This is a genomic window from Lentzea atacamensis (assembly GCF_003269295.1).
GTDB lineage: Bacteria > Actinomycetota > Actinomycetes > Mycobacteriales > Pseudonocardiaceae > Lentzea > Lentzea atacamensis.
Map to the genome: position 1 here is coordinate 876,544 of NZ_QLTT01000003.1, position 22,539 is coordinate 899,082.

At 70.5% G+C, this 22,539-nt stretch carries 26 protein-coding genes; 16 read left to right on the forward strand and 10 right to left on the reverse strand.

Annotation, left to right across the window (positions count from 1 at the left end):
* Positions 1 to 3: 3 nt before the first annotated feature.
* From C8D87_RS46970 to C8D87_RS18445, 3 genes are read right to left on the reverse strand one after another with little or no spacing between them, the layout of a single operon-like run.
* Positions 4 to 528 (reverse strand): helix-turn-helix domain-containing protein, encoded by a 525-nt coding sequence (locus tag C8D87_RS46970; RefSeq protein WP_233442168.1) that lies wholly within the window; start codon positions 526 to 528, stop codon positions 4 to 6.
* The gene (locus tag C8D87_RS18440; protein WP_112227601.1) at positions 468 to 749 is read right to left on the reverse strand and encodes a hypothetical protein; all 282 of its coding nucleotides are present in this window, start codon (positions 747 to 749) and stop codon (positions 468 to 470) included. The genes C8D87_RS46970 and C8D87_RS18440 overlap by 61 nt, the downstream gene beginning before the upstream one ends.
* Positions 731 to 1,444 (reverse strand): SDR family oxidoreductase, encoded by a 714-nt coding sequence (locus C8D87_RS18445; protein WP_109639387.1) that lies wholly within the window; start codon positions 1,442 to 1,444, stop codon positions 731 to 733. Before C8D87_RS18445 ends, C8D87_RS18440 begins: the two co-directional genes overlap by 19 nt.
* A gap of 347 nt (positions 1,445 to 1,791) precedes the next feature.
* Here C8D87_RS18445 and C8D87_RS18450 point away from each other — a divergent pair, with 347 nt between their 5' ends.
* Together C8D87_RS18450 and C8D87_RS18455 are read left to right on the forward strand one after the other, a co-directional pair.
* Entirely contained in the window at positions 1,792 to 4,569 is a 2,778-nt protein-coding gene (locus C8D87_RS18450) for a helix-turn-helix transcriptional regulator (protein ID WP_233442169.1), read from the forward strand.
* Between the two features lie 103 nt (positions 4,570 to 4,672).
* Positions 4,673 to 5,431: an SDR family NAD(P)-dependent oxidoreductase gene (locus tag C8D87_RS18455; RefSeq protein WP_112227602.1), complete on the forward strand. Its 759-nt coding sequence runs from the start codon at positions 4,673 to 4,675 to the stop codon at positions 5,429 to 5,431.
* A 14-nt stretch (positions 5,432 to 5,445) separates the two neighbouring features.
* Here the strand turns inward: C8D87_RS18455 and C8D87_RS18460 are convergent, their stop codons facing one another.
* A complete protein-coding gene (locus C8D87_RS18460) occupies positions 5,446 to 8,265 on the reverse strand; it encodes a helix-turn-helix transcriptional regulator (protein ID WP_233442170.1) in 2,820 nt (939 codons plus the stop codon).
* A 241-nt stretch (positions 8,266 to 8,506) separates the two neighbouring features.
* Here C8D87_RS18460 and C8D87_RS18465 point away from each other — a divergent pair, with 241 nt between their 5' ends.
* Both C8D87_RS18465 and C8D87_RS18470 read left to right on the forward strand, forming a co-directional pair.
* Complete coding sequence (locus C8D87_RS18465) at positions 8,507 to 9,133, forward strand: sigma-70 family RNA polymerase sigma factor (RefSeq protein WP_112227603.1); 627 nt, start codon at positions 8,507 to 8,509, stop codon at positions 9,131 to 9,133.
* Positions 9,134 to 9,149: 16 nt separating this feature from the next.
* A complete protein-coding gene (locus C8D87_RS18470) occupies positions 9,150 to 9,398 on the forward strand; it encodes a DUF3040 domain-containing protein (protein WP_170166479.1) in 249 nt (82 codons plus the stop codon).
* 62 nt (positions 9,399 to 9,460) lie between these two features.
* Here the strand turns inward: C8D87_RS18470 and C8D87_RS18475 are convergent, their stop codons facing one another.
* Genes C8D87_RS18475 through C8D87_RS18485 form a run of 3 tightly spaced genes read right to left on the reverse strand, consistent with a single transcriptional unit; the run spans position 9,461 to position 12,355 of the window.
* Positions 9,461 to 10,183, reverse strand: a complete 723-nt coding sequence (locus C8D87_RS18475) for an alpha/beta fold hydrolase (RefSeq protein WP_112227605.1) — start codon at positions 10,181 to 10,183, stop codon at positions 9,461 to 9,463.
* Positions 10,184 to 10,211: 28 nt separating this feature from the next.
* Positions 10,212 to 11,159, reverse strand: a complete 948-nt coding sequence (locus tag C8D87_RS18480) for an alpha/beta hydrolase (protein WP_112227606.1) — start codon at positions 11,157 to 11,159, stop codon at positions 10,212 to 10,214.
* On the reverse strand, positions 11,156 to 12,355 hold the full coding sequence (locus C8D87_RS18485; protein WP_233442171.1) for a low temperature requirement protein A: 1,200 nt from the start codon (positions 12,353 to 12,355) through the stop codon (positions 11,156 to 11,158). The genes C8D87_RS18480 and C8D87_RS18485 overlap by 4 nt, the downstream gene beginning before the upstream one ends.
* 177 nt (positions 12,356 to 12,532) lie before the next feature.
* Between C8D87_RS18485 and C8D87_RS47775 the strand changes: the two genes are divergently transcribed.
* The 6 genes from C8D87_RS47775 to C8D87_RS48910 all read left to right on the forward strand — a co-directional run bounded on the left by C8D87_RS47775 (position 12,533) and on the right by C8D87_RS48910 (position 16,179).
* A complete protein-coding gene (locus tag C8D87_RS47775; RefSeq protein WP_146771762.1) occupies positions 12,533 to 12,628 on the forward strand; it encodes an NAD(P)-dependent oxidoreductase in 96 nt (31 codons plus the stop codon).
* Entirely contained in the window at positions 12,625 to 13,386 is a 762-nt protein-coding gene (locus tag C8D87_RS18490; RefSeq protein WP_112227607.1) for a class I SAM-dependent methyltransferase, read from the forward strand. The genes C8D87_RS47775 and C8D87_RS18490 overlap by 4 nt, the downstream gene beginning before the upstream one ends.
* A complete protein-coding gene (locus tag C8D87_RS18495; protein WP_112227608.1) occupies positions 13,383 to 13,601 on the forward strand; it encodes a hypothetical protein in 219 nt (72 codons plus the stop codon). Before C8D87_RS18490 ends, C8D87_RS18495 begins: the two co-directional genes overlap by 4 nt.
* Positions 13,598 to 14,635, forward strand: a complete 1,038-nt coding sequence (locus C8D87_RS18500; RefSeq protein WP_233442172.1) for a ferritin-like domain-containing protein — start codon at positions 13,598 to 13,600, stop codon at positions 14,633 to 14,635. The genes C8D87_RS18495 and C8D87_RS18500 overlap by 4 nt, the downstream gene beginning before the upstream one ends.
* On the forward strand, positions 14,632 to 15,357 hold the full coding sequence (locus C8D87_RS18505; RefSeq protein ID WP_112227610.1) for a CDGSH iron-sulfur domain-containing protein: 726 nt from the start codon (positions 14,632 to 14,634) through the stop codon (positions 15,355 to 15,357). The genes C8D87_RS18500 and C8D87_RS18505 overlap by 4 nt, the downstream gene beginning before the upstream one ends.
* 87 nt (positions 15,358 to 15,444) lie before the next feature.
* Positions 15,445 to 16,179 (forward strand): MOSC N-terminal beta barrel domain-containing protein, encoded by a 735-nt coding sequence (locus C8D87_RS48910; protein ID WP_325049685.1) that lies wholly within the window; start codon positions 15,445 to 15,447, stop codon positions 16,177 to 16,179.
* Between the two features lie 46 nt (positions 16,180 to 16,225).
* On the opposite strand, the gene C8D87_RS18515 is transcribed toward C8D87_RS48910, so the two are convergent.
* The 3 genes from C8D87_RS18515 to C8D87_RS45165 are packed head-to-tail and all read right to left on the reverse strand — an operon-like array spanning position 16,226 to position 17,284.
* Positions 16,226 to 16,558, reverse strand: a complete 333-nt coding sequence (locus C8D87_RS18515; protein ID WP_112227611.1) for a cupin domain-containing protein — start codon at positions 16,556 to 16,558, stop codon at positions 16,226 to 16,228.
* Positions 16,555 to 16,989, reverse strand: coding sequence for a cupin domain-containing protein (locus tag C8D87_RS18520; protein ID WP_112227612.1), 435 nt, complete (start codon positions 16,987 to 16,989; stop codon positions 16,555 to 16,557). The genes C8D87_RS18515 and C8D87_RS18520 overlap by 4 nt, the downstream gene beginning before the upstream one ends.
* A 1-nt stretch (position 16,990) precedes the next feature.
* Positions 16,991 to 17,284 (reverse strand): hypothetical protein, encoded by a 294-nt coding sequence (locus C8D87_RS45165; RefSeq protein ID WP_146771763.1) that lies wholly within the window; start codon positions 17,282 to 17,284, stop codon positions 16,991 to 16,993.
* Between the two features lie 69 nt (positions 17,285 to 17,353).
* On the opposite strand from C8D87_RS45165, the gene C8D87_RS18525 reads away from it, so the two are divergent.
* From C8D87_RS18525 to C8D87_RS18555, 6 genes are all read left to right on the forward strand, one after another.
* A complete protein-coding gene (locus tag C8D87_RS18525; protein WP_112227613.1) occupies positions 17,354 to 17,614 on the forward strand; it encodes a hypothetical protein in 261 nt (86 codons plus the stop codon).
* Between the two features lie 502 nt (positions 17,615 to 18,116).
* Positions 18,117 to 18,491 (forward strand): RICIN domain-containing protein, encoded by a 375-nt coding sequence (locus C8D87_RS18535; RefSeq protein WP_233442173.1) that lies wholly within the window; start codon positions 18,117 to 18,119, stop codon positions 18,489 to 18,491.
* 663 nt (positions 18,492 to 19,154) lie between these two features.
* Positions 19,155 to 19,721: a DJ-1/PfpI family protein gene (locus C8D87_RS18540; protein ID WP_109642739.1), complete on the forward strand. Its 567-nt coding sequence runs from the start codon at positions 19,155 to 19,157 to the stop codon at positions 19,719 to 19,721.
* 244 nt (positions 19,722 to 19,965) lie between these two features.
* Positions 19,966 to 20,916, forward strand: a complete 951-nt coding sequence (locus tag C8D87_RS18545; protein WP_112227615.1) for an ATP-binding cassette domain-containing protein — start codon at positions 19,966 to 19,968, stop codon at positions 20,914 to 20,916.
* Positions 20,907 to 22,058 carry an inositol-3-phosphate synthase gene (locus C8D87_RS18550; protein ID WP_112227616.1) on the forward strand — a complete coding sequence of 384 codons (1,152 nt, stop codon included), beginning with the start codon at positions 20,907 to 20,909 and terminating at the stop codon, positions 22,056 to 22,058. The genes C8D87_RS18545 and C8D87_RS18550 overlap by 10 nt, the downstream gene beginning before the upstream one ends.
* A 60-nt stretch (positions 22,059 to 22,118) precedes the next feature.
* The gene (locus C8D87_RS18555) at positions 22,119 to 22,373 is read left to right on the forward strand and encodes an RICIN domain-containing protein (RefSeq protein WP_233442174.1); all 255 of its coding nucleotides are present in this window, start codon (positions 22,119 to 22,121) and stop codon (positions 22,371 to 22,373) included.
* Positions 22,374 to 22,539 lie beyond the last annotated feature (166 nt).

Sequence of the window (22,539 nt, forward strand, 5' to 3'; positions counted from 1 at the left end):
CGGTCAGCTCGGCACCGCGCAGAGCTCCCTGCGCGAGGCGGCGTCGAGCTTGGCGAACACCTTGCGCAGGTGCCATTCCGCGGTGCGAGGGCTGAGGAACAGCTCGGCGCCGATCTTGGAGGTCGTCCTGCCGGCTTCCTGCGCGGTGAGGGGTTCACGCGTCGCATCCGTGCGTTGGTGTCCGGCCTCGCCGATGGCGCCCTCGACGTAGCCGTCGGCGAACCGCGCGGTCAGCCCGTCGAGAAGGGCGTCGACCGGCGCAAAGGCGATCTGCGCGCGGAGCCGGGTCAGCCGTCCGCGTTGGAGCGCGTCCAACGGGCTCATCTCTGCGGCGGGGGCTCCTGCCGGGCGGATGGGTGTCCTGGCGCACCTCGAACGTCTGCTCATCGACGACGCCCTGGCCCACCGGTGTGCCGCATTGACGAGTTCTTCGACCCACAGCACCGAGGAGGCCACCGCCGCCGCGATCAGCCGGTCACCGCCGGACAGCGCGGCGGTGTGGAACACGGACTGCGGCGCCGTGCCCACACGCTCAGCACCATCAGGGCCAGGTTGAGCGCTCCCACGTTGCGGGCCAGATGCTCGTTGTCCGGGCTGAGCGCCGCCACCCAGTGGAGTCCTGGGCCGGGGAAGTCGTTGTAGAAGGACAGTGGGAACGCCGCCGCCCACACTCCCTGGTAGGCCGCCGCGAAGGCCGGCACGCCGGCCATCCAGTGCTTGGCCGCCACCGTCATCGCGACTTCGCCCATTGTTCGAAGGTGATCTTCCCGCGGTGAAAGTCGCCGGTCGGCAGCACGCCACCGTTCGCCATCGCCTTGCCGACGGGCACCGTCAGCACCAGCTTGCCCTTGGCCAGGCGGCGCATCATGGATGCCATCGTCAGCACCTCGGGGCCTGCCAGCTCGGTCGCCCGACCCTGGGCGGGTCCCTCAGCCAGGCGTACGAGCTCGGTGGCGACCTCGGAGGCGGCGACCGGCCGGCTCTTCATCAACGGCGCCACCTTCACCGGGCCAGGCACCTTGTCGAGCATCTGCGCCGCGAACTCGTGGAACTGCGTCACCCGGAGCAGCGTCACCGGGATCGGGCCGGCCAGCGCCAGCTCCTCCTGGCGGCGCTTGCCGAGGTAGTAGCCCGAGTCGACCCGGTCGATCCCGACGATGGACAGGAGCACGTGGTGGCCAACGCCCGCCCGCTGCTCCGCTGCCAGCAGGTTGCGCGTCTCGGTTTCGAAGAACGCCACCGATGCCTTGCGGCTGAGCGTCGACACGTTCGCCACGTCGATCACGACGTCCACGCCGCGCAACGCGTCGTCGAGACCGGCCCCCGTCATCAGGTCGACGCCGCCCGACCGGGAGATCACCACGACCTCGTGACCCCGCTCACGCGCCTGCTCGACCACCAGTTTGCCGACGCAGCCGGTTCCGCCGGCCACTGCCATCTTCATCGTGTCTCGTCCTCTCGCATCGACTCGACAGACAAGACAAGGACGAGGGTCTGAATGTGACAGCCGAACGCGCCGATGGTGTCGCGCCGGTACAACGATGACGAAAACCACATTCGCCGCACGGCAGCCCGGTGTCTCTTGGGCTCACTGCCGGGCGAGACGTGGTGCTGCTGATGACCGGCCTTCATCAGGTCCCCGCGCCGTTGCAGGACACTGAGCCCGAGTCGTGGCGGCGCTACCTGGACCTCCTCTTCGGCGGCCTGCTGAGGTGACACCCGCGACAGGTGGCACAGACCCATTCGACCTGGGACGGCCACGGCACGGATGATCGTCGTCGTGGATCGTGCGTGATCAGCACGATCCAGCGCGGCGATTGGGGCTTGACGGTGGTGTTCCGAAGAGATGCCGGACTGGTGGGGCGAGAGCCGGAGCTCGCCGTCCTCGATCAGACGATCGCGGCGGTCCGCACCGGTGAAAGCCGTGTGCTCGTGGTGCACGGCCCTCCCGGGATCGGGAAGTCGGCGTTGCTGGAGCACGTGGAGAGCGCGGCGACGGGCATGCGCGTGCTGCGGGCGGTCGGTGTCGAGTCCGAGATGGAGCTGGCGTTCGCCACCCTGCACCAGTTGTGCGTACCGCTGCTGGACTCGCTGAAAGACCTTCCCGCACCGCAGCGCGAAGCGCTCGAGACGGTGTTCGGCATGCGCGCGGGCACCCCACCGGAGAAGTTCCTGGTCGGGCTGGCGGTGCTGAGCCTCCTGTCGGACGCCTCGGAAAGCAGCCCCGTGCTGTGCGTGATCGACGACGCGCAGTGGATGGACCAGGCCTCCGCTCAGGTCGTCGGCTTCGTGGCCCGCCGGCTGCTGGCGGAGTCGGTCGCCCTCGTGTTCGGCGTGCGTGAGCGAGGCCAGGACCTGCTGGGGCTCCCGGAGCTCGAGGTCACCGGGCTCGGCAAGGCCGACGCCGGCACCCTGCTCAAGGCGGCGTTCCACGCTCCGCTCGATCAGCACGTCCGCGATCGGATCGTGGCCGAGACCAGGGGCAACCCTCTGGCTCTGCTGGAGCTGTCCCGCGAGCTGACTGCCACGCGGGTGGCGGGCGGCTTCGGCCTGCCGCACGCCGGCACGCTGCCGGGCCGGATCGAACAGAGTTTCGTGACGCGGATCGAGGAGCTGCCCCCGCAGAGCCGGCTGCTCCTGCTGGTCGCCGCCGCCGAGCCGGTCGGCGATCCCACCCTGGTGTGGCGCGCCGCCGAACGGCTCGGCGTCACGCCCGCAGTGGCCCTCAACGACGAGATCGACGAGCTGGTGTCGTTCGAGGTACGCGTGATCTTCCGCCACCCGCTCGTGCGGTCGGCCGTGTACCGGGCGGCCGATGACGAAGATCGGCGGGCAGTGCATCTGGCGCTGGCCAGGGTCACCGACCCCCAGGTCGACCCGGACCGCCGTGCCTGGCACCTCGCCTCCGCCGCGCCAGGGCCGGACGAGGACGTCGCCGCGGAGCTCGAGCGGTCCGCCGAACGGGCGCAGGCACGCGGTGGGCTGGCCGCCGCTGCCGCGTTCCTGCAACGGTCCGTGGCACTGACCGTCGACCCCGCCCGACGCGCCGAGCGTGCCGTGGCGGCTGCGGACGCCAGCCTCCGGGCGGGTGACCTCGCGGCCGCACGTGTTTCGGTCGACGTGGCGGAACGCGATGCGCGGGACGAGTTCCTCCGGGCACGCGCTCACCTGGTGCGGAGCCAGATCGCGTTCTCGGCCGGCCTCGGCAACGAAGCGCCGCCGATGCTGCTGGCGGCCGCGCAACGGATCGAATCTTTCGACACGGACCTCGCACGGGAGATCTATCTGCAGGCCTGGGGCGCAGCGGCACTGATCGCCGCGGACGGCGAGAGCCTCATGGCGATCTCCCAGGCGATCAGGGACCTGCCGCCGCCAGACGGGACACCGCGTCCCATCGACCTGGTGCTCACCGGCTACGGGCTGCTCGTCACCGACGGCCGGTCCGCCGCGGTCCCCGTGCTGCAGCGGGCAACGGCCGTGCTCTCGGATCTTCCAGCGCAGGACGTGCTGAGGTGGGGATGGGTGGGCAACGGCGCGAACGCGGCCGTCTGGGACGACGAGGCCATGCGCCTGACCTACGTCCGAGCGGTCGAGGTGGCCCGGGGCGCCGGCGCCCTGACCCTGCTTCCCATCTACCTCGCCTCACTGGGGATCGCGACGACGTGGACAGGGGACTTCGCCGGCGCCGCGACGATCGCCGCCGAGGCGGAGGCCGTCTCCGCCGCGACCGGCGTCCCCATCGCGCCACACACCAAGCTTCTGCTGACAGCGATGCAGGGCAAGGAGACCGAGGCCACCGAACTGATCGCCACCACCATCGAGTGGGCAGGGCAGGACGGCCAGCTCATGGGCGTCACGACCGCGAACTGGGCCGCCGCCGTCCTGTACAACGGCCTGGCCCGGTACGAGCAGGCGATACCGGCGGCCCAGGTCAGCACCAGGATCGCCGAGCTGTGGGTCTCGGTGTGGGTGCTGCCGGAACTCATCGAGGCGGCGGCACGCGTCGGCGAGGACGGGATCGCCCGTGGCGCACTCGACCGGCTGGCAGAGGCTGCGGAACCCTGTGACACGGACTGGGCGCAGGGGATCCTGCGGCGCAGCCAGGCGTTGCTCAGCGACGAGATCGCCGCGGAACGCCTCTACCGCGAGGCCGTCGAGCGGCTGAGCCGGACGAAGCTGCGTCCCGAGCTGGCGCGCGCCCATCTGTTGTACGGCGAGTGGTTGCGCAGGCAGTCCCGGCGCGTCGACGCACGGGAACAGTTGCGGACGGCGTTCGACATGTTCGTCTCGATCGGCATGGACGCGTTCGCCGAGCGCGCCCGCCGCGAGCTTCTCGCCACCGGCGAGAAGGTGCAGAAACGCACGGTCGATCAAGCGGCGGGTGACGACCTGACGCCCCAGGAACGGCAGATCGCCCTGCTCGTCCGGGAAGGCTTGTCCAACCCGGAGGTCGGTGCGCAGCTCTTCCTCAGCCCGCGGACGGTCGAGTGGCACCTCGGCAAGATCTTCACGAAGCTGTCGATCACCTCCCGCAGGCAGCTCGGGGACGCCTTGCCACGCGACGAATAACACCCTGGTTCCCGGGACCAGGGTGATTCCCTGGCGCGCCTCGCGAACCGGACGAGCGAGTCTGGCCGCGAGGAGCAGCAGCCTGGGAAGGGACGAGAAAGCCATGTCCGACAAGACGTTGGTCGGGGCGGTCGCGCTCGTTACGGATGCCGGCAGCGGCATCGGTGCCGGCGCGGCGCACCGCCTCGCTCGCGAGGGTGCGGCGGTCGCGCTGGTCGCGCGCAGCAGTGACCGCCTGGACCAGATCGCGGACGACATCAGGAACCTGGGCGGCCAGGCCATCACGGTGACGGCCGACATCACCGAACCGGAGTGTGCCTACCAGGCTGTGCAGGACACGCTCGATCGGCTGGGGCGCCTGGACGTCCTGGTCAACAACGCCGGCGTGGTGTTGCTCGACACGGCGTTGCACGCTCCGCTGGAGGAATGGGACCGGTTGGTCGCGCTCAACGTGACAGCGCTCCTGCATGTCACGCACGCCGCCGTCCCGTACCTGATCGACGCGGCCGCGACGTCGCCACGGCGGGTGGCGGACCTGGTGAACGTGAGCCTGACGGCCGGACAGCTCCCCCGGCAGGGCAGCAGCGTCTACAACCTCACCAGGTCCGGTCTCGAGGGGTTCACCGAGTCGTTGCGCCAGGAACTGCTCGTCGAACGGGTGCGGGTCAGTCTGGTGGAGCCCGCCGTCGTGGAAGCCGACCTGGTGAACCACTTCAGCACGGCAACCCGGAACGCGATGCGCCGGCACGTCGGCGGAAGGGAGGCGCTGCGGCCGGAGGACGTCGCGGACGCGATCGGCTACATCGTCACGCGCGACCGCCGGGTGGCGGTCAACGAGATGCGCGTTCGCGCTGCGGAGTAGAGCTGGTGTGATCGTCAGTTGTCGATCAGAGCGCCGCGGAGTTGCCTGCGCGAGTCGACGCCGAGCTTGGTGAACACCTTGCGCAGGTGCCATTCGACCGTGCGGGGGCTGATGAACAGTTCGGCGCCGATCTCCGTGTTCGTCTTCCCGTCACCGGCGAGGCGGGCGATCTGGGCTTCCTGCACCGTGAGCACCGGACGCGCCTCGACCGCACCTCTGTGCACCGACTCGCCGGTTGCCGTGAGCTCGCGCCGAGCGCGCTCGGCGAAGGCCTTGGCGCCGAAGCGGTTCAGCATCTCGTACGCGGTGCGCAACTGCTCTCTCGCGTCGAGGCGCCGGCCCTCTCGGCGGAGCCACTCGCCGTACACCAGGTGCGTGCGTGCGAGGTGCACAGCGATTTTGGTGCGTTCGAGGCGCTCGATGGCCTCGCGGTACAGCCGGTCGGCGGCCGGGCCGTCGCTGAGCAGCGCTCGGGACCGGGCCAGCACGCCGAGTGCCCAGTCCGTGCCGCTGGCGGTGGCGCGTTCATCGAGTTGCCGCAGGGCAGCGGCGGCCGCGTCGGGTGCATCACCACGGGCACCCGCCTCGACCAGCTCGACGAGGGACAGGCCGAAGGCCATCAGATCGTCGTGCTCGCAGGCCCGTTCCGCGTCGGCCATGGCGGCCCGGTACTGACCGAAGCCGTTGTGCAGCACCGCGGTCAGGTAGGCACCGAGACCGATCGCCCGTCCCTCGCCCCACGTGGTCGCCCGGTGGACCTGGGCCCCGATCAGCTCCGCTGCCTGGAGATCCTCGCCGCGCCAGGCGACGAGCAGGAGCGAGGTGTAGCCGAGTGGCGAGTTGCGGGTCGCCTCCGTGATCGCCTCGGACTCCTCGACCAGTGCCGAGGCCACGTCGAACTCCCCGGCGTGCACGTGCACGGCAGCGCGGTAGGAGAGGGCCAGGGGGAGGTAGTTCAGCGCGCCGGTCTCGCGCGCCGTCCGGACCGCGTGCGTGCTCAGTTCGCGCCAGGCCTCGTCGTCCCACATGTCGCCGGCGGCCGGCCATGCCAGCCAGAGCCAACGCATGATGTCGTCCCCGGTGTGTTCGGCATCGCGCCGGAACGCCTCCAGAGCGCGCTTCACCTGCGGCGCGCCCGCGACGTGACCGTCGGCGAACCGCGTCGCCAGGCCGCCCAGAAGTGCGTCGGCCGGTCGAGCCGCTCGCGGTTCCCCCGGTGCGGCGCGGGCGGACTCGGCCACCTCCCGCAGTCCGTCGGGTCCGTTGAGCCGACCGGCGAAGATGGCTGCTCCCACTGCTTCGAGATACGCCTCGCGCGCCTGTCCGTCGTCGACTCGTGCCAGCTGGGCGGCAGCGTCGAGCAGCAACGGCAACGCTTCGCCGCCGCGCCTGCGCGCGAAGACGATCTGGCCGCGCAGCCGCGCGAGCCGTCCGCGCCGCACCTCGTCCAGCACGCCCATCTCCGCGGCGGCGACGAGTTCGAGCGCGGCATCGGGAGCCCCGGCCTCGAAGGTCGCCTGCGCCGCCGCCAGCGCTCTCGCGCCACGCCAGTCCGGATCAGGTGTCAGCTCGGTCGCCCGCCGCAGGAACGCGGCCGCCGCCGCGAGCCCGCCGCGAGCCTGGGCTTGATCAGCGCGGCGCTCCAGCTCGGCGGCCACGGCCTCGTCGGGCTCGACCGCCGCGTGGGCGCGATGCCACGCGCGACGGTCCGGGTCGGACTCGGGATCTGTCAACTCGGCCAGCGCGCGATGCACGTCCCGGCGATCCCCGGGGCCTGCCGAGCGATACGCCGCCGAGCGGACCAGCGGATGCCGGAACCGCACCTGCGCGCCGAACTCGACCAGCCCGGCCGCCTCGGCGGGCCCCGCCGCGTCCGGCCCGATGGCGAGCCGCTGGGCCACCCGCCGCAACAACGCCGCGTCTCCGACCGGCTCGGCGGCCGCCGCCAGCAGCAGCCGTTGCGTGGCGGCCGGGAGCGCCTCGATCCGCCGCAGGAAGCTCTGCTCGATCTGCCCCGCCAGCGGCCGCGCGTCGGGCTGCGCGAACCCGCCGGCCAGCTCCGCCGGTGTCAGTCCGCGCGGCAACTCCAGCAACGCCAGCGGGTTGCCGCGGGTCTCGGCGATGATCCGGTCCCGAACGCGTTCGTCGAGCCGCCCCGGTACCGCCGAATCGAGGAGCGCACCCGCGTCACGGTCACGCAGCCCCCGGACGACGAGCTCGGGCAGCCCCGTCAGCGGATCGTCGTCCGGCGCGAGCGCCTCCCCTCGCACCGCGAACACCAACGCCACCGGCTCCGCCAGCAACCGCCGCGCGACGAACGCCAGCGTCTGCGCGGACACCCGGTCGAGCCACTGGGCGTCGTCCACGACGCAGACCAGGGGCCGCTCCTCCGCCGCCTCGGCCAGCAGGCTGAGCACCGCCAACCCGACCATGAACCGGTCCGGGACACTCCCCGAGCTCAGTCCGAACGCGACGGCCAGCGCGTCACGCTGCGGACCCGGCAGACGATCGAGATGCGTCATCATCGGCGCACACAGCTGGTGCACTCCGGCGAACGCCAGCTCCATCTGGGACTCGACGCCGACGGCCCGCGCGACCCGGCAGCTGGAAGCGCTTTCCACCAGGTGCTCCACCAACGCGGACTTGCCGATTCCCGCCTCGCCCCGCAGGACCAGGACCTGGCTGCGGCCAGACCGCGCGTCGGCCAGCAAGCGGTCCAGCACAGCGGTTTCGGCGCGCCGGCCCAGCAAGCTGCGCGCAGGATCATCGGTCGACATCAGCACCGCCGCGGAGGTGGGGAGCCCTGCTCGATCGACGGCGGGCCCCTCAATCATGCACCCGCCGCGGCAACGAACCGGGCAGCCACCTCGGTGGTGTGTGCCACAGCTTCTCCAGCCGGGCCTCGGCGTCGGTGAACGCGCTCCCCACCGAGCACCACGGGGACTGGCCCTCAGGCCCGGGCCAGCCCAGGGACTCGGCCCAGGGGATGTACCCGTGCCTTCCACTGGCGCGTCCATGCCCCTGATCGGGCGACGGTTGCCGTGACACAGCGGCCACGCGACCAGGGGGAGCCTCATGCACACGTCCAACGCCACCGCCACCCTCGAAGACGCGGCGGCCTTCCAGAACGTTCGCCCGCGCCTGTTCGGGATCGCGTACCGGATGCTCGGCAGAGTCGCCGACGCCGAAGACGTCGTCCAGGACGTCTGGGTCCGCTGGCAGAGCACGGACCGGGAGGGGGTGCGTGACCGGGCGGCGTTCCTCGTGAAGGTCACGACGCGGGTCGCGCTCAACCTCGTCGGCTCGGCTCGCGTCCGCCGTGAGGTGCCCGTCGACGGCCGTCTGCCGGAGCAGGCCTCGACCGCCGACGACCCGATGAAGGTGGCCGAGCGGTCGGAGGACGTGGCGCACGCTGTCCGGCTGCTGCTGGAGCGGTTGTCGCCGAAGGAACGCGCGGTCTTCGTGCTCCGGGAGGCGTTCGACTACCCGTTCCGCGAGATCGCGGAGGCGCTCGCGATCAGCGACGCCAGCGCGCGGCAACTGGCCCGGCGAGCCCGCGCGCACCTCGCCGAACAGCGGCACGGACCTGTCCTGCCCGCGGAACTGGATCGCCTGCTCACCGCGTTCCTCGACGCGGCGCAGGTCGGTGAGGTGGCAGACCTCGAGCGCGTCCTCGTCGACGACGTCGTCGTCTCCCGCTGAGCGGTCGGGAGACGACGTGAACTGGCAGGAGCACCGCACGCTGCGCGCCATCGAGAAGAATCTGACCATCGAGGACCCGAGGCTGGCCGAGTTGCTCGGCTCGCCACGGGTCAGCCGCGTCCAGTGGCTCGCGCGATGGCTCGCCCTCCCTTTCGCACTGCTGGGTTTCGTGCCGGACGAGGTGACATCGCTGCTGACCGTGGCACTGCTGGCGGCCGGAGCCGTTCGCACGTGGTGGCAGTCGCGGACCGGCGAACAGCTCTGACCCCGGTGTCGATCACCCCGTCACCTCGTCGTGGCGGGGTGATCGACCTGTCCCGGATTTCCTTACGCGGCCGAGCCGTCGACGGCGTCGAGGATCGCGGCCGCAACCGCGGCCGGGTCCGACACGGTGAGGGCGTGCGACCCGCCCGCCACCTCCCGGACGCCCTTGGCGTTGGCGCGTTCGGCCATGTAGCGGTGAAGTGCGACGGGGATGTTGAGGTCCTGGTCGCTGAAGACGAACCAGGACGGGATCGACCGCCACGCCGGGGTTTTCGTCGCCAGGCCCGCGGTGAGCGCCGCCTCGGTGACCGGGCGTTGCGTTGCCGCCATCAGCGCCGCCTCGGCGGGCGCGACGTCGGCGGCGAACTGGTGGTGGAACGCGTCCGGCCGGATGGCGAACTCGTTGCCGCCGGTGGCGACCGGGTAGGCGGTGAGCGTCTGGCCGAGCGTGCTGCCCGGGAACTTCGCCGACAGCTGCAGCGCGCTCTCCCCGTGCTCGGGTGCGAACGCGCACACGTAGACGAGCCCGGTCACCGCCGCGTTGCCGGCCGCCGCCTCGGTGATCACCATGCCGCCGTAGGAATGTCCGGCCAGCACGACGGGGCCGCCGATGCCGGCGACGACGTCGCGCACGTACGCGGCGTCGCTCGTGAGGCCGCGCAGAGGGTTCGCCGCCGCGACGACGTCCACGTGTCTTGCCTGCAGTCGTTCGACGATCCCGTACCAGCTCGCGGACTCCGCGAACGCACCGTGCACCAGGACGACGGTCGGCTTCTGTTCGGTCATGGGTTCTGTCTCCTTCTGCGTCGGTGGTCTAACCGTGGAGCGCCCTCCGCAGCACGTGGCACGCCTGCTCCACCGCGGCGGTCGCGGCCGCGGACCCGCGGAGCGGGTTGAGCATCATGAAGTCGTGGAGGGTGCCGTTGTAGCGGGCGCAGGTCGTGCGCACCCCGGCCGCGACGAGCTTGCGCGCGTAGGCCTCGCCCTCGTCGCGCAGCACGTCGCTCTCGTCGACGACGACGAAGGTCTCCGGGAGTCCGGAGAGGTCCTCCGGCCGTGCGCGCAGCGGGGACGCGGTGACGTCGGCGCGCTGGGACACGTCGGGCAGGTAGGAGTCCCAGTAGTAGGCCATGGCCTTGGCGGTGAGATGTGGTCCGTCGGCGAACTCGCGGTAGCTGTCGGTGTCCTGGCCGGCGTCGGTGACCGGGTAGTACAGCGACTGGTGCCGGAACGTCACGTCCCCGCGCCGCTTGGCGAGGATCGCGACGACGGCGGACATGTTGCCGCCGACCGAGTCACCGGCGATCGCGAGACGAGAGGCGTCCAGGCCCTCGGCGGCGCCGTCGGCCGTGATCCACCTCGCGGTCGCGTAGGCCTGTTCGACCGCGACGGGGTACCGCGCCTCGGGCGACCGTGAGTACTCGACGAACACCACCGCGGCATCGGCGCCGACGGCCAGTTCCCGCACCAGCCGGTCGTGCGTGCCCGCGTTGCCGAGGACCCAGCCACCGCCGTGGACGTAGAGGACCACGGGGAGGGGGCCGTCCGCACCGGCCGGCTTGACGATGCGCACGCGCACGTCGCCGACCTCGGCCGGCACCGTGATCCACTTCTCGTCGACCGGCAGCAGGTCGATCGGGCCGGACTGTACGTCGTCGAGAACCTTCCGCGCGCGTTCGGGGCCGAGCTCGTACAGGAACGGCGGCTTCGCCGTCGCGTCCGCGAAGTCCTGCGCGGCCGGTTCGAGGATGTGCTCACTCATGACAGATTTCCTCTTCTTCTTTCGGCGGTGACGGTGAAAGCGACCAGCAGTGCGCAGGCCGCCGCGATTCCTGCGATCACGACGGCCACGCCGGTCGACGGCGTGGCGAGCGGGAGCAGGAACACGAAGGTGGCGCAGCCCAGGACCGCGCCGGGACGCAGGACGGGCCTCGCCACGATGGGCACCTGGACCAGCCACAGCAGCACGAGGAACACGCCCACGGAGACCGCGACCGCGTAACTGATCACGAGTGGTGAGACGTGCAGGTGGTGCCCGGTGTACTCGACCGCGACCTCCAGGCTCGCACCGAGTGCCGCGAGCGCGGCGAAGATGCCGAAGTGGCCGTAGCCCCACAGGTAGGACCCGTCGCGGCGATCACTCAGCCCGTGCCCTGCCGGTTCCAGGAAGTACAGCCACCAGGCGGCGAAGAGCAGCACGAGGCCGGAGACCGCGATCGTGATGAACGAACCGCTGATCTCGGCCGCCTCCAGTGCCCCGCGAACACCTGTGGTCGCGGCCAGGAGGCTCTCGCCGAGCAGAATGATCGTGAACAGGCCGTAGCGCTCGGCGATGTGGTGCGGATGCCAGGTGGTGGCCGTCATCCGCTCCGCCCAGCGCGGCACCGCGAGCTCCACGGCGACCAGCGCGACGAAGAGCGCCGGTTGGGTGACCGGTGACAGGACACCCGTCTCGGAGAGGACGAGCCACCCCACCCAACCGGCCTGCAGGACCGAGATGCCCGTGGCGTAACGGAACGCGGTCCGCCTGCGCGCCGGGTCCTCGACGCCGGCCCGCACCCACTGCGCGACAAGCCCGATCCGCATGATGAGGTAGCCGACCGTGACGGCGCGGTAGTCGGCGACGGCCGTGGCGGGTACGCCGGCGGCGAGGACGAGCACGCCGGCCATCTGCACCATGGTCAGCAGCCGGTACGCCACGTCGTCGGTGTCGTAGGACGACGCGAACCACGTGAAGTTCATCCACGCCCACCAGATCGCGAAGAACACCTGGAGGAACCCGGCGAGGCCGGTGAGGGCGTGGCCTTCGCCGATGCGGTGCGCGAACTGCGCGGTGGCGGCCGCGACGGCGACCACGAAGACGAGGTCGAACAGCAGCTCGAGCTGGCTCGCCGCGCGGTGCGGTTCGTCGATCGGGCGCGCGCTCATCCGGACGCGGATCCTGATCCTGGTGCTCATCGGCAGCACGGGTTCGCTCCGTTCACCACTCGGTCGGTCGCGAACAAGGACCGCGCAGCGCCGGCATTCGTGACGGGCACGGAGATTGCGCCGCGGCTGTCACAACGCGGCGGGCTGCCTGGTCTCCCTTGGTGACCGGGCGGCGAACCGCGCGCCGGCGAACGGGAAGGGTTCGTCATGAAGATCGTGGTGATCGGGGGAACCGGGCTGATCGGCTCGAAACTCGTCCCGGAGCTCGTCGGCGAGGCCACCGGCGACGGCACGGTCCGGTGACCGCGCCGGCCATGGTCGCCGAGTTCGACGACGTCGCGGGCTGGACCGCCGACGCCGTCGAGCAACTCGGCCATCGGCACGCGATCCCCGCCGCCTGCCGCGGCAGTGCCGACCCGGCCGCCCTGGCCTGGCTGGCCGAAGCCTGTGAGCTGGGCCCCGGCGCCACGCTGCTGGACGTGGGCGCGGGTGTCGGCGGACCGGCGGCATGGGCCGCGCAACGGTTCGGGGTTCAGCCGATCCTGCTGGAACCGATGCCGACCGCGGGCCGGGCCGCGGCTCGGCTCTTCGGGCTGCCGGTCATCACGGCGGACGGCAGGCGGATTCCACTTCGGACAGGTTCGGTCGACGCCGCCTGGTGTCTCGGAGTGCTGTGCACGGTCGAGGACAAGGCGGCTGTGCTCCGCGAGATCCACCGGGTGCTGCGGCCCGGTGCCCCGCTGGGCCTCCTGGCGGTCGTCGCCGAAGGTCCCCTCACCGCGCTGCCCGTCCCGGAGGGCAACCACTTCCCCACCCGGCCGCAGCTGGCCGACCTGCTCGCCGGCACCGGGTTCCGCCTCGTCGAACAGGTCCGGCCGGCCGGCCGCACGCCGCGGTCCTGGTCCCGGCGCGCCGCTCGGGTCACCGCGCTCGTCACCGCCCAGCACCGGACCGAACCCGCCCACGCGCTGGCCGCGCGGCAGGGCGAGCGCTTCACCCACCTGTTCGCCACCGGACGGATCGCCACCTGGCTGGTCCACGCACGCAAAGAGGACACATGAGCAACCCGGAAGAGAACGAGTTCCTGCACGGGCTCGAGGTCGAGGTGGAAGCGGAGATCGACATCGCCGTGTCGAGCCACTTCGAGGAGGTCGCCGGCACACCGGTCACCGAATGGCAGTTCGATCCGGCGGACGCCGAGCGCTACGAGGTCGGCCTCCGCGGTCTTCTCGGCGCGGTCGAAGCAGTCGAGGATGCGGAAAGGGGACACCGGTGAGCCGAGGAGCACGCATCGCGACACTCGACAGCCTGCGCGAGCACCTCCAGTGGGCGATCGAGCTGGAGCACTCGACCCTGCCGCCCTACCTCTGCGCGCTCTACTCCCTCGATCCGGACCGCAACCAGGACGCGGTCGAGCTCGTGGGCAGCGTGTTCGCCGAGGAGATGCTCCACCTCGCCCTGGCCGCGAACCTGCTCAACGCGGTCGGCGGCCGGCCGCGGCTGGACATCCCGGAGATGCTGCCGCCGCATCCCCGGCCGATGCCCCACGGCGACCGTTCACTGGAGCTGTCGCTCGTGCCGTTCGGGCCCGACTCCCTCGACCTGTTCCTCCGGATCGAACGGCCCGCGCCCGCGGGCGCCCCTGCGGAGAGCGACGACTACGAGACGATCGGGCAGTTCTACGCGGCGATCGAGGACGGGCTGCGCCACCTGTGCGAGCAGCTCGGCGAACAGGAGGTGTTCACCGGCGACTCCGCCCGTCAGGTGACCTCGACGCACTTCCGGCACAGCGCGGGGAAACTGGTCGCCGTCACCGAACTGGCCTCGGCGCTCGAGGCGCTCGCGGAGATCGTCGAACAGGGCGAGGGCATGTCCCGGGACGAGGTCTGGGACGGTGACGAGGACGTCTTCCACCCCGGCCGAGAGGAAGTCGCGCACTTCTACCGGTTCGAGGAGCTCAAGCTGGGCCGCCGGTACCAGCGCGGTGACACACCCGCCACCGGGCCGACCGGCGAGACGATCTCCGTGGACCCGACGGGGATCCACCCGATGCGCCCGAACCCGCGGCTGGCCGACCACGCGCCGGGCAGCCCGATTCGCGCCGCACAGGAGGAGTTCAACCTCACCTACTGCGGTCTCCTGCACCTGCTGGAGCAGGCGTTCGACGGCAGTCCGCGCATGCTGGCGGTCGCCGTCGGCGAGATGTTCGCGCTGAAAGCACAGGCCGAGGCCCTGCTGCGGATGCCGGACGACAGCGGCGGGACGGCAGGCCCCACGTTCGAGTACGTGCCAGTGGAGCAACGCCGATGACGGGCCGGCACGAGCGGCGGATCGTCGTGCTCCGCAACGGCCCGTACGTCGTGTACGGCGGCGTACCGCTACGACGCAAGCGCAAGATCATCTCCGCGGACGGCGACTCGGTGACCTGGCAGACCAGTGAGCCCATCCCGACCGAGGAGATCTATGCCCTGTGCCGCTGCGGCCGGTCGAGCGCGAAACCGTTCTGCGACGGGACCCACGCCGAGATCGGGTTCGACGGCACCGAGGCCGCCCCGATGCGGCCGTACGCGGAGCTGCAGCACGTCCACGACGGGGTGGACGTCTCCGCGCAACGGGTCGGCGAACTGTGCGTCCACGCCGCGTTCTGCGTCGGCCGCACCCGGCCGATCGCGAAGATGCTCGCCGACACCGACGACAGCGACATCCGCTCGGACGTCATGAGCCGGATCGACCACTGCCCGTCCGGGTCCTACAGCTACGCACTCCACCGCGGCGGCGACACCGTCGAGGTCGACCTGCCACAGGCGATCTCCGTTCTCGAAGAGGAGAACGGACAGGCGAGCGCGTTGTGGGTCAGCGGACGAGTACCGGTCCACCGGTCGGACAGCCGGCCACAGGAGACCCGCAACCGGGTGACGCTGTGCCGGTGCGGTCACTCGGCCAACAAGCCGTTGTGCGACGGGACGCACCGGAAGATCGGCTTCCGCGAAACGGGGGAGGCGGTCACGGACAGTTCGTCCACATTGGACTGATTGCGTCGACCTGGAGAGCAGGCCGAGCCGTTCGGCTACCGGGCTGAATCACGGTGCCGGGCCGGTGGCGCCGGGTACCTTGGCGGCGTGGCAACCGTCCACGCGCTGACGTCGTACCCGATCAAAGGGTGTGCCGGGGTCGTCGTGGAGCGGGCAGAGGTCACCCTGGCCGCGTTGGCCCACGATCGGCTGTTCGCGATCGTCGGGCCGGACAGGATGACGGTCTGGCAGGGCGAGGCGCCGCGGCTGGCCAGGGTTCGGGGCCGGAGTGGGGCCGACCTGACCGCGCTGCTGGTCCTCTCACTGTCCTCACTGGATGATCCGGACGCGCGGATCGTGGAGCGGGGCAGATCCCGTTCCGATGAACCGGTTCCGGCCGAACATCGTGATCAGCGGCTGGCCCGCGCACACCGAGGACCGGGTGGCCGGATGACGATCGGCGGCCTCGGTGAGCTGGCCAGCCGCTGCGCGTCACCCTCGTCCGGTCTGCTCGAACCGGAGAACGCGGCTGGAACCCTGATGTCCGAGGCGCACATGGTGAGGGCGGCACTCTCACGAACGCGTTGGGGGACCGGTTCATGTCCTGCAGCGCAGGGAACTGTCCGCGATCTCGGCCCGCGCGACCCTGGAGTGCGCCCTCGAACGTCGCGGGACCCGCGGCTGTCACAACCGGTCGGACGGCCCGGACCTGCATCCCGCACAGCAGCCGAACATCGTCTGGTCAGGCCCCGGCTGGGCCGACGGGAGGAGATCCCTCCCGTGCCGGACGAGATCGCGTCCCTGATGAGGGATGTCGACATGGCCGGCAAGCTGGTCGAGTGACATGAGAGAGGGGCGGGAGCGCCGGGTGGCTCTCGCCCCTCTCCCGTCACGGCAGCCTCAGTGCCGTGGTGAAGAGGAAGACGCTGTCCTCCAGCGCCTCCACCCGATGCCTGCGCTCGGGCAACGTCAGCAGATCACCGGGCAGGGCCTCCCACGAGTTTCCCCCGGCCACCAGGCGCACGTGACCGAGCAGCACCTGCACGGTCACCTCACCGGGGTGTTCGTGCTCGTGCATGTGCTCGCCGGCCCGCAGCGCCATCACCGTCTGCCGCAGCGCCCGCTCGCGTCCACCGTGGACAGTCGCGGCACTGCGGCCGCTCGAAGCGTCTCGCGCCAACGTGAGGTGGTTGTGCGCCAACGCGGTCAACGACGTTTTCACGGACGCGGCGCCCGGAGGTGCTTGCGCGCCTCCAGCTCGTCCGGTTCCACGACCGTCAGCATCGGCTGGCCGGGTGCGCAGAACATCGTGACCACGAAAGCGGATTCCTCCTCGCTGAGGTGGTTGCCGTCCTGGTAGTGGATGACGTCGCCACCCGGCTCCCAGAACGTCTCGCCCGCGCGGACGACCCGCTCCGGCTCGCCTTCGAGCTCGAAGACGATGGCGCCCTTGAGGACGTAGCCGTACGCGGGACCGGAATGCCGGTGTGGCGGTGCACCGGGGCTGCTCGGCGGCAGTGTCACGAGGATCGTCATGGCCTCGGCGCCGTCCGGGATCTGCGGTGCTCCCGGCACGGTGCCGATGACCTCGATCTTCGGTGGCGGGCCGCTCTTGTCGGGGTTCTCCAGCTGATGAGTGTGTTCGTGGCTCATGTCAGCTAGACCGGACACCCGGCTGATTTGTGACACGCAGGTGCTTGCGTGCCTCCAGCTCCTGGTCCGGGACCAGGGTGAGCACCGGCTGGTCCGGCTCGCAGATCAAGGTCGCGATCAGCGAGGACTCGTCGTCGCCGGCGCTCGGATCGCTTGCCGAACAGGGCATCCACGCCGATGGGGTGGACGGCGAACGGCTGATCGCCGGGGCAGGGCGCAACCCTCTGCGGATCGCGGCGCAGGTGGCGACTGTGCTCAGACCGGGCTGCGTGCGCGTCAGAAGCGGGATGTGCATCGTTGTTCTTCTGTGGGCGTGGCGCTGCGATTGCTCTATCTCGTCTTTGTCCAAATGCGAGGAGTCGTCATGGCTGAGCGGGGGCCTGACGAGCAGCGGAGCACGGGCGGTGCTCGGCTTGGCGGTGATCGGCTGCTGTCCTGCGCGCTGGGCAACGTGCTGCTCGCGGTCACCGAGTCCGTGTGGTGGCCGCTGGCCGCGGGCGTCGGTTGGCGGGGTGTCGCGGTCGGCGTGGCGATCCAGGCCGAGGCGGCCACGACGTCCGAATCGAGAGCGCCCCGCGTGGCACCGGGGCAGGTGGCTCCAGCTGTTCCAGCTAGTCGCGCGTGAAGTGCGGGTCTCCGCTTCGGTGTCAGGGCTGGCAACTGTGGCAGATATCTGCCACTGCTCCCCAGCGCCGCCCAGCTTGCTGGAAGGTGACGTTGGTTCGCGGGTGGCGTGGTCCGAGGCTGGCCGTTGGGCGCTCGTCACTGCTGCGGACCGGTGCTCCACCACGGCCTGTCTGTTCGCGAACAAGCGAAGGGGAGAGCAAGGTGAAAGCAGTCGTCATCGTCAGAAGGTCGTTGGTGGCCCTTGCAGTGCTGGTGTCGTCGATTCCGATCCGGAGCATCGGCGACGGGACCAGGACCGTCTGGCTGGCTCCGCTGGGTACGACGACCTTCGCCGTCGGCCCGACGATGACCAAGGCGAGCGGACGGCGACGACGATCGACGTCCCGGCCACCGCCGGTGACTACCGGCTCTACATCGTCGACGCGCAAGGAAATCGGTCGGCTGAGTCGAAATCGCTCGTTCGGCGGTAGGGCGGCGGTGGTCAGCAGGGCGGCACGATCGTGGGCGGCCAGTCCGGCCGGTGCCTCGACATCAGCGGTGCGAGTACGGCCAACGGCGCACAAGCGCAGTTGTGGGACTGCCACGGCGGCACCAACCAGCGCTTCACGTACACCTCGGGCAAGCAGTTGCAGGTGTACGGCAACAAGTGCCTGGCCGCCGGCAACGGGGGTACTGGCAACGGCACCGCGGTGGTGATCTGGGACTGCAACAGCCAGGCCGGCCAGCAGTGGACCGTCAACGCCAACGGCACCATCACGGCTGTGCAGTCGGGGTTGTGCCTGGACGCCAACGGCGCCGGCACCGCGAACGGAACCAGGATCATCCTCTGGACCTGTAGCGGTGGCGGCAACCAGCAGTGGAGCCTGCGCACCTGAAGCGGCTGAGGGCTGGGACATCACTGCTCAGCCCTCTGCCTGGGCACGCGACACTTCGTCCTGCGAACTCGGCCGGGCAACCATCCCTTTCGGACTGTCCACAGCGGTGTCGCGCACGGCGTCGCTCCGTGAGATCCGTGCCGTGACGCCCCGGACGGGGAAGGCATAACTGATCAATCTATCGTCGGCCTGTCAGGGCGAGGGCAAATGAGTCATACTAATACGGCCAAGTCGTGCAACAGTGGGTCATCGGGTGGCCGCTACGGCGGGTCGGCGGCACGTCGTGGAAGCGGTCGAGAAGCTCGTCGCAACCTCGGCAAGACGTTCGAAGGCAAACCGCCGCGGTAAAGCGTCCGATGTTCGGCTGTTTGGAGCTTGTCCTTGTTGCTGGTGGACTAGTCCAACTCATCCAAGCTTCATGTACTACCTATTGACCGTGTTTGCGGCTGGTCCTACCGTAGGAGTGTCGTACTAATCGGGTTCTGGCCGGTCAGCCAGCAATCAGGTCGGTCGTGCGTGTCGGCGCGCTTCCCGCGTTCGATTCAAAGGAGTACCTGTGACAACGCTGTCTCATACTCTCTTCAGACCATCGTGTTCGACGCGGTGGCGCTCGCGTCCTCCAGGCACGCCGGGTCCGAGAACCAATGGGATTGAGGATCGGGTATGGCGCGAGTGCTGATGCTGGCGGGGGACGCCGCGGAGGAGCTCGACTCGATGTACCCGTTGTTCCGGCTGAGGGAGGACGACCACGAGGTGGTCGTGGCCGCGCCCACGACACGTCCGGTGCAGCTGGTGGTGCACGACTTCGAACCGGGGTGTGACGCCTACACGGAGAAGCCAGGTCGTCGGTTGCCCGTGGACCTGGCGTTCGCGGACGTGCGTCCGGAGGAGTACGACGCGCTGGTGATTCCGGGTGGCCGGGCACCGGAGTACATCCGCACGGACCCGGACGTTGCCCGCATCGTCGCGCACTTCTTCGCGAACGAACTTCCGGTCGGCACGATCTGCCACGGCCCGCAGGTCCCGGCCGCACTGGGGCTCCTGCGCGGTCGTACAACGGCCGCGTACCCGCCGCTGAAGGTCGACGTGGAGCAGGCCGGCGCCACCTTCGCCGACGGGCCGGACGTCGTGGACGGCGCGATGGTGTCCTGCCGCGGCTGGCCCGACCTGCCCCAGTGGTCGCGTGCGTTCCTCCGAGTGCTGGCGAAGTCGGGTGTCCCGACCGGCTGATCATCCACAATGGATGGTCGCCGACACCCGTCGCGAGATGCTGCGTCGACCACTGGTCAAGGAAAACATTGGCCGATATGTGACACCGCCGCGACCTTGACCGTGCGAAAGCGGCTCATTGGTCCGACCGTTCGGACAGCCGAATTCTCTGCTCTCGCAGCAATTCTCGGGGCTCGGAGGACTCAATGGTGAGCTCGCCCAGGCGTGACCGCGCCCTGGTTCGCCCGTGGACGGGAGTGATCGGATGACGGTCGCGTCGACTCCACTGCTGGCAGTCAGAGGGTTGGTGAAACGCTTCCCCGGCGTGATGGCGTCGCAGGGCCTGGACTTCGAGGTTCGCGCGGGTGAGGTGCGCTGTCCGCTCGGGCAGAACGGGGCGGGCAAGTCGACGCTGATCAAGGTGCTGTCCGGGGCACATCGGCCTGACGAAGGTGAGATCCGCTGGCAGGGTGAGATCGCGGAGTTCGGCAATCCGACCGCCGCGATGCGCAGCGGTGTGGCCGTCTTGTACCAGGAACTGGATCTCGTGGCGGGCCTGTCGGTGGCCGACAACGTGTTCCTCGGTCACGAACTGTCCACAATGGGCTTCGCCCGGCGGGCAGAGGCGCGGCGCAGGATCCGTGCGCTGCTCGACCGGCTGGGGCACCCGGACACTCCGCCGGATCGCGACGTGGGCCCGTTTTCCGTGGCTCACCAGCAGGTGGTCAGCATGGCGCGGGCGCTGTCGCTGGTCGGGCAGCTGCTGATCATGGACGAGCCGTCGGCCGTGCTGGACGCGGACGAGGTGCGAGTCCTGTTCGGTGTCATCCGGGAGCTGCCCGCCCAGGGCGTGGCCGTGGTCTACATCTCGCTCCGGATGGCGGAGATCCGCGAGATCGGTGACCGGGTGACCGGGCGTGCGCTGGAGAACGTGTTCCCCCCGCGGGTACCGGAGACGCCGGAGGTGCTGGTGGTGCGCGGACTGGCCGAAGGCGACCGCTTCAGCGGCGTGAACCTCACCGTCCGCCGGGGTGAGGTGGTCGGGCTCGCAGGGCTCGTCGGGGCGGACCGCTCGGAGATCCTCGAGACCGTGCACGGCGCGCGCAAACCGACGGACGGCACCGTCGAGGTCGACAGCGAGCAGCTGCGACAGAGGAGTGTCGGGACGCTTTTGACGCGCCGGCCAGGGTCGGCTGACGAGAGGAGATGGTCGTGACCGAACGAGTCGGCTTGTGGTTGAACGGGGCCAGGGGATCGGTGGGGACCACCGCCGTGAGCGGGCTGCTCGCGTTGCGCGCGGGTCTCGTGCCGCCTGTCGGCTGCGTCACCGAGCTGCTGGACGCGCGTCTGGCGCCATGGGACGCGTTCGTGGTCGGCGGGCACGACATCACGACCACTCCGCTGGCGAAGCGGGTCGAGTCGCTGCTGCGCGACGGCGTGCTGCCGTACGACGTGACGGGGTGCATCGCGAGCGGCCTGGACGCCGCGGACGCGGAGATCCGGCCCGGTTACGACCCCGCGGCGTCGTCCGGAAGTCAGGCCGACGCCGCCCGGCGGCTGGCCGAGGACATCGCCGACTTCCGCGCCCGGCACGACCTGGCGCGCGTCGTGGTGGTGAACGTGGCGTCGACCGAGCCACCAGTGCGGGTCGAGCACGACTCGCTCGCCGCGCTGGAGGAGGCGCTCGCCGTGCCGGGAAACGCCGTGCTGCCGCCGAGCTCTCTCGTCGCTTACGCCGCTTTCCAGGCGGGGTGCGCCTTCGTGGACTTCACGCCGTCCACCGGGGTCGCGGTGCCCGCACTGGACGAGCTGGCGGTGTGGAAGGGACTGCCCTACGCGGGAAGGGACGGCAAGACGGGGGAGACGCTGGTGCGGGCGGCGCTCGCACCGATGTTCACCTCGCGGGCGCTGCGCGTGCTGTCCTGGACGGGCACGAACCTGCTCGGCGGTGGTGACGGGGCCACGCTGGAGGACCCGGCGCACGCGGACAGCAAGCTGGCGTCCAAGGCCAGGGGGCTGGCGGCGTTGCTCGGCGAGGACGTGACCGCGCCCCTGCACATCGACCACGTACCCGATCTCGGCGAACGCAAGACCGCGTGGGATCACGTGTCGTTCGAAGGGTTTCTCGGCGCGCGGATGTCACTGCAACTGACCTGGAGCGGCCTGGACTCGTCCCTGGCCGCCCCTCTGGTGCTCGACCTCGCCCGCCTGATGGCCGCCGCCCACGCGGCCGGCAGGACCGGTGCCCAGGGTGCGCTCGCGTTCTTCTTCAAGGACCCGTTGGGCAGCGACGAGCACCGGCTCGCGGAACAGGCCCGCGAACTCCACGCCTGGGCCCGGAGCCTCGACGCCCGCTGACCGATCTTTTCGACCCGGTTGGACTCCGCTGCGCAACCCTTTCCCTGCAAAGGAGCAGGCGTGAACACCACCACGAGGAAACGGCGCGGCCGCAACGGCGGAGCCAACCAGCAGTTCACCCTGCGCAAGGTCAGCTACGCGGGCAGCGCTCCCACCGATTTCCAGCTCGTCGCCCGGCACAGCGGCAAGTGCGTCGCGGTCGTGGGCGCCTCCACCGCGTCGGGTGCCCTGCTCGACCAGCGGATTTGCAACCCCGTGAACCAGGGCAGCCCGCTCAACCAGACCTGGCGCCTGCCCGGCCGCCAAACCACCTAGCACAACTCGGCCCGCGCTCCCGGCAACGGGAGGCGGACCGAATTCCGACCCCTTCTGGGAGCGCTCCCGGAAAGGGTCTCGATCGGCAGAGACCTTCAACGAAGAAGGACGATCATGGCCTCGTACCTGCATCCCCCGGCGCCACCGCCGGGTTTTCGCGCGTTCC

What these genes read in the sequence shown, in the direction of transcription:
- C8D87_RS18440 (WP_112227601.1), bottom strand. Translation starts at nt 749, where the DNA reads ATGGGCGAAGTCGCGATGACGGTGGCGGCCAAGCACTGGATGGCCGGC.
- C8D87_RS18445 (WP_109639387.1), bottom strand. Translation starts at nt 1,444, where the DNA reads ATGAAGATGGCAGTGGCCGGCGGAACCGGCTGCGTCGGCAAACTGGTG.
- C8D87_RS18455 (WP_112227602.1), top strand. Translation starts at nt 4,673, where the DNA reads ATGTCCGACAAGACGTTGGTCGGGGCGGTCGCGCTCGTTACGGATGCC.
- C8D87_RS18460 (WP_233442170.1), bottom strand. Translation starts at nt 8,265, where the DNA reads ATGATTGAGGGGCCCGCCGTCGATCGAGCAGGGCTCCCCACCTCCGCG.
- C8D87_RS18465 (WP_112227603.1), top strand. Translation starts at nt 8,507, where the DNA reads ATGCACACGTCCAACGCCACCGCCACCCTCGAAGACGCGGCGGCCTTC.
- C8D87_RS18475 (WP_112227605.1), bottom strand. Translation starts at nt 10,183, where the DNA reads ATGACCGAACAGAAGCCGACCGTCGTCCTGGTGCACGGTGCGTTCGCG.
- C8D87_RS18480 (WP_112227606.1), bottom strand. Translation starts at nt 11,159, where the DNA reads ATGAGTGAGCACATCCTCGAACCGGCCGCGCAGGACTTCGCGGACGCG.
- C8D87_RS18485 (WP_233442171.1), bottom strand. Translation starts at nt 12,355, where the DNA reads ATGAGCACCAGGATCAGGATCCGCGTCCGGATGAGCGCGCGCCCGATC.
- C8D87_RS47775 (WP_146771762.1), top strand. Translation starts at nt 12,533, where the DNA reads ATGAAGATCGTGGTGATCGGGGGAACCGGGCTGATCGGCTCGAAACTC.
- C8D87_RS18495 (WP_112227608.1), top strand. Translation starts at nt 13,383, where the DNA reads ATGAGCAACCCGGAAGAGAACGAGTTCCTGCACGGGCTCGAGGTCGAG.
- C8D87_RS18505 (WP_112227610.1), top strand. Translation starts at nt 14,632, where the DNA reads ATGACGGGCCGGCACGAGCGGCGGATCGTCGTGCTCCGCAACGGCCCG.
- C8D87_RS18520 (WP_112227612.1), bottom strand. Translation starts at nt 16,989, where the DNA reads ATGAGCCACGAACACACTCATCAGCTGGAGAACCCCGACAAGAGCGGC.
- C8D87_RS45165 (WP_146771763.1), bottom strand. Translation starts at nt 17,284, where the DNA reads ATGCACATCCCGCTTCTGACGCGCACGCAGCCCGGTCTGAGCACAGTC.
- C8D87_RS18525 (WP_112227613.1), top strand. Translation starts at nt 17,354, where the DNA reads ATGGCTGAGCGGGGGCCTGACGAGCAGCGGAGCACGGGCGGTGCTCGG.
- C8D87_RS18540 (WP_109642739.1), top strand. Translation starts at nt 19,155, where the DNA reads ATGGCGCGAGTGCTGATGCTGGCGGGGGACGCCGCGGAGGAGCTCGAC.
- C8D87_RS18545 (WP_112227615.1), top strand. Translation starts at nt 19,966, where the DNA reads ATGACGGTCGCGTCGACTCCACTGCTGGCAGTCAGAGGGTTGGTGAAA.
- C8D87_RS18550 (WP_112227616.1), top strand. Translation starts at nt 20,907, where the DNA reads ATGGTCGTGACCGAACGAGTCGGCTTGTGGTTGAACGGGGCCAGGGGA.